Here is a 12,764-nt window from a genome sequence, read left to right as displayed (position 1 = left end):
CTATCGTGAATTATTTCACGACAGGATGCGTGAGGCGACGGGTCGGATGAGGCCCATTTTTCTCCTCAGGAGGAACGATATGCCGAAAAGCCAAATAATATGCTAAAACATTCAGGCTCATAAAGAAAACCGCGCCATAGATAGGAAAATCTAAAAACGATTCCATTTCGCTTCCGCCGATAACGGGAGAGACCATCGCCGTCAATTGCGACGGCAAATTACTAAAAGCAGCTACACGGCTCCGGTAGCGTTTGTCCGCCACGCCCATTGCGTAAGACTGCCTCGCGGGCATTCCCAAGGAATTAAAGACCATCCGTAGAAGGTAGCTGAATCCTGCTAACCAAAACGTTGGCATAAAAGGCATTAGGGCTAACCAAACAATGCTAATAATTCGGGTATAGGTTACGGCACGTACCGCACCCAAGTATTGGCTGATTTTCGAGGATAACAGGTATGGTATGGCGGTGGCTAAATTAATGATGGTATAAAGTGTGCCTAATTCCGCCGGTCCTGCGCCATAACGGCGATAGAACCAATATGTAAGAAGTGGACCCAAAAAGCCAAAGCCCAGACCATTTAACGCATTAGTTAACCCTAGACGGCCCGTCAGCTGTTTAACATTAATCGGTGCAGATTCATTAGTCTCAGGGGCCACATCCCCGTGACCAGTTCGAGATTCACGGATGGGCCAGGCCACAATCATCATGAAAATCGACAATACGGCACTGAAGGCAAATAACAATTGATAGCTCGTTCCCCAAGAAATGCCTTGATCATGCAATAATTCGGGAACAGCCGCGACCAATGAGCCTAACGCGCCTGCCAATACTCCCACAAACGAAATGCGACCAAACACTTTCGTCCGGTTTTCTGGGGTCACCGCTTCCGCTAATAAGGGTTGTTCAGCGGGAAATAACGGTCCCCACGATCCGCCACTGCCAGCTCCTCCGCCTTTGCCGACACCCCCTAAACCCGATGCCAAGACAATAAGCCAAAAGTCTCGCGACGTGGCCATCACGAGACTACCCAAAAACGATAATAGACTCAAAATAATGATAGCGCGTTTTCTCCCGACTTTATCACCAAAGATGCCAACTCCCGCCAACAATAACACGCTGATAATTCCTGATAAGGTTAATACCATCCCAATACGCGCTGCAGAATATCCCGAAACCGCCAAATAGAGAGGGAAGATTACTGTTAAAAATGCGGTTGCAAAACTTCGTAAGGCGCGATTGGCATATAACCACTTAAGATTTTGAGACACTGACATTTCCTCCGTACCCTGCAATTTTCATGGTTAAATATAGCACTCTTTTCTAAACCATGACGCATTCTCATTCGTTTTGGGGAAATCCCTAGTTTATCCAACTTATCCATCCCCTCCCTTTACGCGGCGTGATGACGACAACAAGAGAGCGCTCACCCATGTCTAGGCATGATAAAGCGACGCCACAGGGCTTCGTGCTCGATTCAGACGATCGACCCTGCGGCATCCCATAACACTCATTCAATTCTAAAGGTTCATCTGCATCAGTTTATGATCAAATTCGGATTAGGCATGATACACGCGACACGGGGGTGGCGAGTACCCAGTCCCACGAATTTCCCAAATAAATCGTTCCCCCCACTATGACGGGATTAACAATGCCAAAACGTCCGCCTAAGGTTTCATGGCCTAAAACCTGTCCAGTTCGCGGATTTAAGGCATAAATACTGGGACCTGTCGAAACATAGAGAGCCCCTTGATAATATGTAGGAGCTCCCCGCCCAGCTCCAGCCGGTCCGGCATGGGGAACATGCCACGTCCAAAGTAACCGCCCGTTCATCAAATTGTACGCTTGATATACACTATTTACCGGACTGCCAACGTAAATGACATGATCATGAATCATAGGGACACCCCCCTTAAACGCCGGCGGCAATGGGCCCCGTCCCATCTTCGTCGTCCATAAAACATGACCATTTAAGGCATTGACAGCAAAAAGTATGGTATTTACGGTTTTTTGACCTGCAATAACCTTGGGATCAGCCACGGCATCCATCACAACAATATGATCGGCCACTGCAGGGGACACGTCACCCATGCCCGTATTGACGACACCGGGCTGAGTCACTTTCCAGATCACCTGACCGGTTTTGGCATCAAGACAATACAGCCATCCCGGAACGGAAAGCGATACATAAACCTTGCCATTCACCACACTTAAGCTCGACATATTGTCGATACCACCAACAAAAGTATCCCAGACCGATTGACCAGTGGAAGCATTAACGCAATGAATATGCCCACTGCCCGTAGCAAAATAAATATAGCCATCTTTGACGACGGGAGTGGCCATGGCTTCACCGACCGTTCCATACCGCCACAACAACTTGCCGGTTTGGGCATTAAGAGCATAAACGCCATTAAAACTGACATGTTCTCCCCGAATGGCCGGTTGATGAGCCGCATACTTTTGAACTGCGGAAAAATTAAAGCCCACACTGCCTGCAGAAATATAAACGATATTGCCCAATACCACAGGATCGCCCATTAAATGATTGCCGACAGGACTGCTACGCCATATGAGTTGACCCGTTTTGGCATTAATTGCGTAGGCAAAATCATCATCACTTTCCGCGTATACTATCCCTTTAACTACCGTCACACCCGTAGCATTGCCATAAAATTGCGTAATGGTCGGTAAAGCACTGCGTGCCCCATAAACACTGGTGTCATAAGCATTGGGGTTAGACAAAGGCCATGCTCTCGCTTCAGGAAAAAACCACGAGACGCCATTTTTCATCCATGCCGGTGCCGCTCGGGAAACTTCGAAAGCCGCATTGTGTTGCGCGTTGGCATAAGCATGCGTCCACGTGGCTGGATAGTACTGTGCGATCCGGGCTGAAGGCATATCTTGGGGCAACACTACGCGTGCAAAAGGACTGGCTAATAGACGGTTCAAAGTCACGAGAGCTTGCTTATCAGAAGCTTTCCCTAAATGTGGCGCACTAACACTTTGCTGTCCACATCCACTGGCAGCGATCATCATGACCCCTAATACCAAAGACGTGAATTTTTGCCGTTTTGTTATCATCCGGTTATCATCCTTCCTTCACAAAACACAAAGAATAACACAATGTCAACAACACACGGAGCCACAAGTCATTTCGTGGATTGTCGTCTAGCCTAAGGCGGGTTCATTTTATGATGGAAGAATTCTGAAAAACTATAGGGTCCTCTTCTGATTTAATTTCAACGTGTCTTATGTAATCTAAGACCGCTAGTTTAGTAAAAAAATTTCTTCCTTGTCCCGTTGTTTTGTTTATACTAGTAACTAGTACAATCTGCCTACGGAAAAGGAAGGGTCTAGTGGTGAAGCTCCCGGCTCAGATTGCTCCCATATTATTTGTCCGATCTGTAATTCCTGTCATTTGCTTAACCGCTTTCTTATGTGTTCCCACACATCCCCTGGTATTTAGTATCATTGCAGTGATTGCGCTTATAGATATTGCCGTTCAATTTGTCTCTTATTTTCATCATAAGGGAGTTATGGATTCACATTTCCTCATAGCCTTCAAAGGATCGTGGATTCGGGACTTGGCTTATGCCTTAACCATATATGGCATCTATTTTCGCTATCCGCAGATTCCCGCATTGTCGCTCAGTCCAGTCGCTGTAGCCGAAGGAATGTTTTTCGCAGCTTCATCCCAACTCATCGGGATGCTGTCGTTATTCGGAGGACTCATTATAATTCGTCGGATCATTTTTGCCTCGGTGGGTTTACCGATGATCCATATTAGCTGGCTATTTTTCTTGATTACGGCATTAATCATGGCCATTGCTATGGGCTGGTTAATGACTCAGCATCAAGAAACGCAACAACGCCTAGAATCGACTTATGGACAAAGTCAAAAGATTCTTTCTGCCATTATTGACAGAATATTAACAATCAACAAAATCGTATTAGGAGAAGAAGAACGTATTCGTTTAAATCGCCTTATTCAGGCCGTATGTGAGGGAGATGACAATACTGGAGACTGTGATAAGTTGAGTCATACCATTTCTCAAACATTACAGCAACGTCAGCAGGCTTTAAATCTTTTGACCGAGCGTGAGCGAGAAATCTTGAGTTTGATGGCACAAAATTTGTCGTACCGGGCTATTGCCCACAAACTTCATGTCAGTGAAGGCACAATCCGTGCACACGCTAGCAACATCATGCAAAAAGCCCATGTACATAACCGCCAAGACGCCGTGATTTGGGCTCAATCATGGTACCTGTTGCCAATCAACGGGTCCCTTCGCACTGAGGTCTTTCAGCATCATTACAAGACCGAGTAAGCCTGTGCACAGACATCCATTCTAAGCTACAATAATGGAAATGTTGTAGCGGAAGAGAAGAGGATGCAAACGTTTTCGACGCGAGTTAAGTGGGCATTGGGCTTGATTACAGCCGTGTTGACTCTTGGCACGGTAGGATTTCATCAGATTTACCATGTGAACTGGCTTCTGGCTTTTTATTTTATTATTGCCATCATGTCGACTGTCAGTGACTCCCGAATTACCCCTCATGGAACACTTCAGTTGGTCTTTAATGCCATCATTATTATTATCGGGACGGGCGTGTGGATTTTTGGTTTATCCCTGATTGTTTCATATTTTTTGGAATCTGATTTGGGTCATTTTAAGGAGCGACGCACAATGCGTGAAATCGAACGCATGATTAATCACTTTGTTATCATCGGAGCGGGTCGTGTGGGAGAAAGTATTGCGCGCGAGTTGGTTGATCTTGGAGAGACCGTCGTCATCTTGGACCCTGATCCCACGCGCATCGAACGAATTCGGAGTAGTGGACTGCCTGCTCTAACCATTAACGGGTTTAATGCGGATGCATTAAACTTGGCACATTTGGTAAAAGCGAGAGGCATTGCCCTCGCCTTGCCGGATGACGCCCAAAATTTATATGCCTATTTAACGGCACGCGACATCAATCCCCATCTTCAAGTTGTGGCTCGAGCCCAGACTCAGGAATCCGCACATTATTTAAAAAATTTGGGTGTTGACCGGATCATTCTGCCCGATCTCATTACGGGTAGGCGCCTGGCTAGAATGCTTGCCAAACCGGTGGCTCAGGATTTGTTGATGGCCCTTCTCAATGAAGAAGGCGTGCATGTTCAAGAAATTTATGTCAATGATTATGATCCCATCGCCAATCAACCGGTGCAAAATATTCGTGACATCTATGGCGAAGCGGTTACATTAATCGGCTACTGGCATGAAGGAAAATTGCACATGGCACCGCGGGCTCAGGATATTATCGTGCCCGGCGACACCGTCATACTCGTCCAAGTAGATGAAACCTGAACTCTCAAAACCGTCTTTATAGGGTCGGTTCCGCGGATTTTATCGGTTGTTGCCAACGAGGATGCTGTTCCATCGAACGAAAATCACGCTGAAAAATCAAGGCAGCACAAAATATCGCGACAATCATTCCTCCAAGAAGCATCAAGTTAGCTGGCCGCAAAAGATGGGAGTGCAGGACGAGAGCTGAAAGTGCATAACTAAGTGGCGTCAATCCCACTGACATCAAACTGAAGAGGGACATCACCCGTCCCAACATGGCCTGATCGACAATAGTTTGAACATATGTGATGATAGGAATATCCGTTACACTAATAGCAACGCCTGACATTCCCATAAATACGATGCCCAAGAACCAATGATGAACGAGAGATGTGGCCGCAAGACCCACGCCAATTCCCGAGGCGGTGATAGCCAACCACCGAAAATGCCCACGAAGCCCATTAAACAGCCCCACGACAATACCTCCAAGGACGGCTCCTAGTCCTAAAGCAGACTCAAAATCACCGTAAATCGTTCCTGACCACCCGTGATCTTGAACGAAACTGGGCAAGCCAATATTGGCCGGGCCCATAAAAAACAGATTAATCAGCATGGACGCTAACATAAGAAATAAGATCACACGAATTCGAAGCACATAGCGAATGCCCTCGACAAGATTGACCAATAGTCCTTTGATACCGGGATGTTTTTTAGGCTGGGAAAGTCGAGAATATGTCAAATGCACCATCGTAATAATCGCGAAACTTATGCCATACAAGCCAGCAATAATCATGAAGATCATTGAAAAATGTGTCATCCGCAATAACAGGCCTGCAACCAGGGGTCCCACAACGATACTGAATTGTTGACTGGTTTGAATCAAGGCGTTCGCACGGCCCAGATTCAAAGCATCCACAACAAAAGGTACCATGGCATTTTGTGTTGGCCAATAAAATGCATCGATGACACCAAACAAAAAGGCGATCATGTACAAGGGTACTATGGAGGAGGAAGTGTCTATGGGAAGCTGACTCACCACCAAAAGAATTCCAGCTCGTAAGAGTAACGACACCATGAGAATAATTTTAGGATTGAACCGGTCGATTATCACTCCTCCCACTGCCATGAAAACCAATCGAGGCAGAGACGCCAATAACAACGTGGTGCCCAAATCCGCGGCGGAATGTGACAATTGTAAGACAAACCACGCCAAGACTACATAATATGCGCTATCTGCTAACGATGCGAAAAACGATCCTATCCATAGGGAAACAAAAGAACGAAAGAAAAGAACAGACCGCAACCGCACCGATCCATTCATGAGCCGATCCTCCGTACCAAACCTCTACCCGCCCATTGGTAGCCGGGAGGCAAATCATGATCCTCCGTCACAAAATATTGCGTGGGAGTAACAAAGCCAACGTTTTGAAGAAAGAAAACCTCTCCTGGATCCTTCCGGGGATTCCTGTCGATTGTTTCACGAAAAGACCGGTCCAACTCTTCGAGTTCCTTCAATAAAGAACGATATTTGATGATCCATTGCTGCAAATCTTTGCGTTCCACCTTAAATTCATATGCATCTCCTATGAATGGCGGCTCTAGCGACGCACCTTCGACATGTTCCACAATGCTAGGAAATGAGTCAGCCGGAGTTTCTCGAATGCGGCCAATAACCATATGGAGCTGGGTGATTAAGACTTCTTGCAATAATGTCGGTTGTGAATGAATGATAGGAAGTAATTCTTCATCAATGACATAATCGAAAGCCACGGCACGATAAAATTTTTGGACAATGCCATTTTTTTCTTCCGTCCGCACAACCTTTACTAACCCTTTATCTTCCAGTTCCTTCAAATGGTAGTGAATTTTGGGTGGGGCCAACTTCATCAAGTCAGCGATTTGCTTGCCTGTATACTCATGGGCAATTAAATATCCAAGAATCTGCATGCGTAGAGGATCACTTAAGATCCGTAGTGTCTCGTAATCTTTTATCACAAAATAATGTTTCAATATGTTTATCCTTTCTTTAACATTCAATTTTAGTTGACCGTTCTACATCAATAAACTAATCGCAAGTGCTAACTCTGTCAACACCCCTTTGCGAAAATCGCATCCCGCGAGGTCTCTCGCCTGCACGTTCCATTTTGGTCAACCACGGGTAGACACAGGGGGTTCCAGATTAAGTCGTGTTACAATAATCTGGTCCTAGAATCACGCAACACATGGACTCAAAGCCATGCGACAAAATACTCAGTTAAACGCTTGTTGAGGCATTCCCGTTGGAAAAGACCAGGGAACAATAATATCCTGTTGGGAATGATTGTTCTCCACATTCTTTTTGCTATATTCAGACTCCGTAACCGCCTTTAAAGGCAGACGTTACCACATGCAAGGGCCAATCCATAGAATCACGGACCAATCGTTTAGGGATTAGAATCTGCTGCAAAAGCGTTTCGATGAACCAAGGCCACTCTGATATGGCGTCAAAACCCTGTCACTCTCGCCCATACAGGGATGTTGGGCTTTTTCCATGGATTTCGCTGAAGTTGGAAAATAACCTGACCCCAACAAAAAGGGCTCTGCATAGCGTCTTGCTGACTCACGTCAAGATGACCGCGCATAAGGTTCCAACATTTCCCACATCCATGCAAAGAATCCGTCAACATCGATATCAATTGCGACATCTACTCCGCCATCGGCTTCCCCGGAACCCGGCAAAACAATCACTTGTCCGCGGTGAACGTCATGACATCGTTCCACCCTGATATTCATAGATTGCCAACTAAAAAATTCAGGATGAGCCACGGCTGCCACAGCTAACACATCGTGGACTGGGGCACCACCGGGCCCAGCATGGGGCTCGTGGTCAAAATAAAAGGTGAAAATATCATGTAACATCGTCCCCACTTCTGATCCCCATGCCAAAAACCGCTCAAGCGCTTCTTTGGACAGTAACGCCTTATGGGTGACATCTAATCCGACGAGACGAATAGGAATGCCCGATACCATCAACCAGTCGGCCGCATCGGGATCCACATAAAAATTGAATTCAGCATATGGGGTAATGTTCCCCTCATTCAATGACCCTCCCATGATGGCCAATCGTTCAATAAGGGGAATGAAATGGGTATTGCCCATGAGAAACGCTGCAACATTAGTCAACGGGCCTGTGGCAATCCACGTGATGGGATCTGGATCGCGTAAGAATTCAGATGTTAACCACATTTGGGCGTCATCCAGAATCTCGTCTTCCCGACTGCGGGGATGAAAACGATATCCATCGAGTCCACTAGATCCGTGCACATGACTGGCGGTCACTAACGGTCTGAACAGAGGATGCGCATATCCCTGATGCACGGTAATGGACTCATAATGGGCTAAGTCCAGGACTCGGCGCGCATTACGGTATGTTTTGTCCACCGTCTGATTCCCGGCGACAGTCGTCACTCCTTTAACGTGAAATGCCGTTAATGCAACCAATAGCGCGAGAATATCATCATGACCCGGATCCATATCCAGATAAACAGATTTCATCATCATTTGGCGTTAATGCCTTGCTCTATGGCTCAGCAAAGACGCCTTCTCCCCTCTCTTTCTCCCCACGGTATTGACAAAATCGCGAGGAGTTTTTCCATTTTTTCCGTAACGATGGCAATCAATAGACTACGGATCTACATGTCATCCAATTTTCAGGAAATGCCTTCGCGGGGAACACCTCGTATCCCATGCCCCATGAGTTTTCTCCCTACAGTGTCTTGAAGAAGTCAACCACATTTTGAGAACCTAGCGTTGTCATAACGTCATTCTTTTCGGCGCCATGGATGTCCTCGCCACGATAAGAATCCCACGTTGACAATTTGACTTACCCATCCCAAAAGCGCAATTGTGGCGAAGGTGTTTCCAGTAAAGATACCGTAACACCAATTAACCGAACAGGACGATTTTCTGCAACGTGTAACCACAATTGCCTGGCAAGACGGTAAATGCTATCAGCACTTTGCAACGGCGAAGACGATGACAGCTGTTTACTATGTAACCTGAAATCCGTGGTTCGCCATTTAATGCCAATCCGGTAGCCCACCAATCCCAACTGCAACAAGCGGACGCCGATCTCTTGTGAACATTGCTGAAACAAATCAAGGATGTCGGCAAGTCCCGATAAATCCTGCGCTGTCGTGTGTTCGGCACTGACCGACCGCCGGTCAGTGAAGCGCGGATTTACCACCGGTGTGTAATCATCGCCTTGGGCTCTCAGATACAATGCTAGACCATGCTGGCCAAATTGATGGAGAATTGCCGATAAAGGTTGCTGCGCAAGATCGCCAATGGTTTCTATTCCTAAGCGCGCCATTTTCTTGGCTGTCGCAGGTCCACATCCAAACAACTCCGTAACAGGACGCGGCCATAATCTTTCGGGCAACTCTTCTTTCCTTAGTATCGTAATGCCTTCGGGTTTATTCCAATCGCTAACTTGTTTGGCCAACATCTTATTCACGGAAATCCCTATACTAATGGTGATGCCTAAACGTTCTCGAACTTGCGCCTGCAACGATGCTGCTACCGGTTCCGGATTCTCAGCAAAGCTCACCTGATCACTAATGTCCAGCCACGCCTCATCCAAAGCGAGAGGTTCAATAATCTGAGTGTATTGTTGAAATATGTGATGCAGATGTTCTGAATACCGACGATAAAGGGATTTATCAGGAGTAATCGCTACAATTTCCGAACATAATTGACGAGCTTGGTTAAGATTCATCCCTGTTTCTATACCCATTTGGCGTGCACGATAATTGGCCGTGACAATAATTCCATGACGGGTTCTAACCTCTCCTGCTACAACCACGGGATATTCACGTAATTCGGGTTGCTCCGCCATGTGACAGGATGCATAAAACGCATCAGCATCGCAGTGCAATATCCACCCAGATGCTGGCTGTCGAAAAGGATCAAAATGTCGCGACACATTGTTCACTTCCGCTCTAAGGAACCTTTACCATTGGCCCAGGTTAAAGCTTTTCCCTGTACACCCCTGTCTATTATAGCGTGATGCCGTCTAATACCGCATACCGGCCCCGTACGAATTTCAAGATGATCTCGAACACACTTCCAGCAGGACCTGACCGGAAAAATTTGTTAACATATATCAGGAATCTGAAATAAGGAGGATCCGCAAATGGCTTTTCTGGGTGGTAATAACAATCAATTAACGGGAATGGGTGAAATTGAAGAAGAATTAAAACAACTGCAAAGCCATCCCGGTGCCGCAACCAGTAATTTAAGTGCTATGGATTTCTGGTTGCTCGTTGATGCCGGATATCAACCCTTAGGATTCGTTTTAGGCAATTCGGTCATGAGCATGGGCGTGTCAGGTGGAATTGCCACCGCTTTCAAAGGGCTTCAACGTGGTGAACTTAAGCAGTTGACACAACTCATGTATGCGGCCCGCGAACTATCCTTGCAACGCATGAAAGCCGAAGCCGACGCATTAGGGGCTGACAGCATCATTAATGTCCAGGTGGAAATTATTCATCGGTCCGAAGAAATCATGGAAGTTGTTGCAACAGGAACCGCAGTCAAAAAGGTGAGTGAACTCTCCGGTCGCCAAATCACCTTGCAAGTGAAATAAGTTAAGAAATTTTTGGGGCTATGCTATGGGAACAAATCAACCATCTATAGCCCTTCTTTTTCTTCTCAAAGACACAACTTACTGTTGCCGTCTTCGGGAATGAAAACGTCTCAATTTAAATATTTTACCCAGGCCTATGATGGCGAGCAATCCACTAGCCACATAAAAGATTCCAGAGAATCCCCATAAATGGTGACCATGCCATAAGGCCGCTAAAACTGCCATGACTCCGGCTGACCCTAATAAGGTTGCCAAAGTAAGTTGCTGTGATAAGTAATCCAGTCGTCGAAGGATGGCCGTGACATCCGGACGGGTTTCGATCGCCCCATAGGCAACGCGTGATAGACTTTTGTCGAGGGTTTCGGGTAAACGCAAACCGATTTGTCCCCATTGCACAACTTTTTGGGCACTACGATCCCATAAAAGTTTTCCGGTAGGACCAAACAATCGTTCCACCTGTTCCCGTAACAATTGATAATAGCGATTATCCCATAACACACGTCGTTCGTTAATCATGGGCAATGCCTTATCTTTTAACAATGCCATCCAATCTAAATCGGGATCTAACGTCGAAACCAGACCAAATAACATGCCGATGGCTCGACCTAAAAACATATAATGCGCAGGAAATTGTAACGGTTCTTCATAAAGAAAATCTTGAAAATCGTGCACTAGAGCTGTTAAGGCAGGACCTTCTTGAAGCGGAACACCTGCAATACGGGCTAACATCACGGAAACAGCTCGCGTCAATACTTCTAAATTGGCCGACGGACGCACAAAGCCCAGGTCGATCATGCAATCGACAACGCCATGGGCATTTTGTGCCAACGCATATTCCACCAATCGCCCGAACACATCGATGTGTTCGGGCACAATGTCACTCATCATGCCAAAATCTAGGAATATCAGTCGTCCATCAAATCCTGCCAGAAAGTTTCCAGGATGTGGATCAATCTGCACAAAGCCATCCACGACAATTTGTTTTAAATAAGCTTCAATGAGTACCGAAGCCAATTGATGAGGATTTAATTCATGTTGACGTAATTCCTCGATGTCGGTGAGTTTGATCCCCTCAACATATTCCATCACTAGAACAGTAGAATGGACATAATCCGGGTAAACATTAGGCACTTTAATCATTGGCCAATCTGAAAAATTCTTCTTAAATCGTAACAAATGTTCTTGTTCTTGAATGTAATCAAGTTCTCGGTAGACGGATTGCCGAAATTCCTCAAAAAGTTTAACCGTATCAATGCGTCGGCCTACCTTGGTCCACCGCCGTAAGAAAGCCATGACGCGTGCCAGGGCTTTGAGATCTGTCTTGGCTAACTCCCGTATATTGGGACGCTGCACTTTGACTGCGACTCGGTCATTCGTCCCGACGAGACGCGCCTTATGAACTTGTCCCAATGAAGCGGCAGCAACCGGTACCGGCTCGAAGTCCGTAAAAATTTCTCGCAAGGGTTTGTGAAAGGTGTTTTCAATCAATTCGCGAATATCTTCAAAAGGTGCAGCAGGCACTTGGTCCTGCAACTGTTGTAATTCCTTGGTGAAGGCTAACGGTAACACATCCGTCCGGGCACTTAAAAATTGTCCCACTTTAATAATGAGGCCTTGTAAATGCAAGGCCTCCTGGCGAAATCGAACTCCACCTTGTCGGTAAATGTCTTGAATGACTTGTTCGGCATCCGGCGGCTTTTGTCGCTCGACGCGTTCAATTTTCCGGTAATCCCGCCAATAGGACAAGGCCAAACGAAAAATCGCTAACGTCCGTTTCAGTTGTGAGGGCAACGTCACAGTCCATCCTTT

Annotated in this window: 10 protein-coding genes; 3 read left to right on the top strand and 7 right to left on the bottom strand. The window is 46.4% G+C overall.

Going from position 1 to position 12,764, the window contains the following annotated elements:
• Window positions 1-10: 10 nt before the first annotated feature.
• A complete protein-coding gene (locus tag AOA63_RS05530; protein WP_053958765.1) occupies window positions 11-1,267 on the bottom strand; it encodes an MFS transporter in 1,257 nt (418 codons plus the stop codon).
• Window positions 1,268-1,544: 277 nt separating this feature from the next.
• A complete protein-coding gene (locus AOA63_RS05525; protein ID WP_053958764.1) occupies window positions 1,545-3,080 on the bottom strand; it encodes a PQQ-like beta-propeller repeat protein in 1,536 nt (511 codons plus the stop codon).
• A 275-nt stretch (window positions 3,081-3,355) separates the two neighbouring features.
• Between AOA63_RS05525 and AOA63_RS05520 the strand changes: the two genes are divergently transcribed.
• Window positions 3,356-4,327 (top strand): LuxR C-terminal-related transcriptional regulator, encoded by a 972-nt coding sequence (locus AOA63_RS05520; protein WP_053958763.1) that lies wholly within the window; start codon window positions 3,356-3,358, stop codon window positions 4,325-4,327.
• A gap of 63 nt (window positions 4,328-4,390) precedes the next feature.
• Window positions 4,391-5,350, top strand: a complete 960-nt coding sequence (locus AOA63_RS05515) for a potassium channel family protein (RefSeq protein ID WP_053958762.1) — start codon at window positions 4,391-4,393, stop codon at window positions 5,348-5,350.
• Between the two features lie 16 nt (window positions 5,351-5,366).
• Here AOA63_RS05515 and AOA63_RS05510 read toward each other — a convergent pair whose 3' ends face one another.
• From AOA63_RS05510 to dinB, 4 genes are all read right to left on the bottom strand, one after another.
• A complete protein-coding gene (locus AOA63_RS05510; protein WP_053958761.1) occupies window positions 5,367-6,650 on the bottom strand; it encodes an MFS transporter in 1,284 nt (427 codons plus the stop codon).
• The gene (locus AOA63_RS05505) at window positions 6,647-7,324 is read right to left on the bottom strand and encodes an ArsR/SmtB family transcription factor (RefSeq protein WP_206742810.1); all 678 of its coding nucleotides are present in this window, start codon (window positions 7,322-7,324) and stop codon (window positions 6,647-6,649) included. The genes AOA63_RS05510 and AOA63_RS05505 overlap by 4 nt, the downstream gene beginning before the upstream one ends.
• 609 nt (window positions 7,325-7,933) lie before the next feature.
• Window positions 7,934-8,869 carry a nucleoside hydrolase gene (locus AOA63_RS05500; protein WP_053958759.1) on the bottom strand — a complete coding sequence of 312 codons (936 nt, stop codon included), beginning with the start codon at window positions 8,867-8,869 and terminating at the stop codon, window positions 7,934-7,936.
• 322 nt (window positions 8,870-9,191) lie between these two features.
• Window positions 9,192-10,292: a DNA polymerase IV gene (gene dinB / locus AOA63_RS05495; RefSeq protein ID WP_053958758.1), complete on the bottom strand. Its 1,101-nt coding sequence runs from the start codon at window positions 10,290-10,292 to the stop codon at window positions 9,192-9,194.
• Window positions 10,293-10,502: 210 nt separating this feature from the next.
• Here dinB and AOA63_RS05490 point away from each other — a divergent pair, with 210 nt between their 5' ends.
• On the top strand, window positions 10,503-10,955 hold the full coding sequence (locus tag AOA63_RS05490; protein WP_053958757.1) for a YbjQ family protein: 453 nt from the start codon (window positions 10,503-10,505) through the stop codon (window positions 10,953-10,955).
• A 78-nt stretch (window positions 10,956-11,033) separates the two neighbouring features.
• Here AOA63_RS05490 and AOA63_RS05485 read toward each other — a convergent pair whose 3' ends face one another.
• Complete coding sequence (locus AOA63_RS05485; RefSeq protein ID WP_053958756.1) at window positions 11,034-12,752, bottom strand: ABC1 kinase family protein; 1,719 nt, start codon at window positions 12,750-12,752, stop codon at window positions 11,034-11,036.
• Window positions 12,753-12,764: the final 12 nt, after the last annotated feature.

Origin of the sequence: Sulfobacillus thermosulfidooxidans, from assembly GCF_001280565.1 — a bacterium.
In the GTDB taxonomy this organism is placed as follows: domain Bacteria; phylum Bacillota; class Sulfobacillia; order Sulfobacillales; family Sulfobacillaceae; genus Sulfobacillus; species Sulfobacillus thermosulfidooxidans_A.
The sequence above is the reverse complement of the archived record's forward strand: the minus strand, read 5'-3'. Positions and strand labels throughout refer to the sequence as shown.

Bases quoted from the DNA above. Each gene is read 5' to 3' on its own strand.
- AOA63_RS05510 (WP_053958761.1), bottom strand. From the start codon at position 6,650: ATGAATGGATCGGTGCGGTTGCGGTCTGTTCTTTTCTTTCGTTCTTTT.
- AOA63_RS05500 (WP_053958759.1), bottom strand. From the start codon at position 8,869: ATGATGATGAAATCTGTTTATCTGGATATGGATCCGGGTCATGATGAT.
- AOA63_RS05490 (WP_053958757.1), top strand. From the start codon at position 10,503: ATGGCTTTTCTGGGTGGTAATAACAATCAATTAACGGGAATGGGTGAA.
- AOA63_RS05525 (WP_053958764.1), bottom strand. From the start codon at position 3,080: ATGATAACAAAACGGCAAAAATTCACGTCTTTGGTATTAGGGGTCATG.
- AOA63_RS05515 (WP_053958762.1), top strand. From the start codon at position 4,391: ATGCAAACGTTTTCGACGCGAGTTAAGTGGGCATTGGGCTTGATTACA.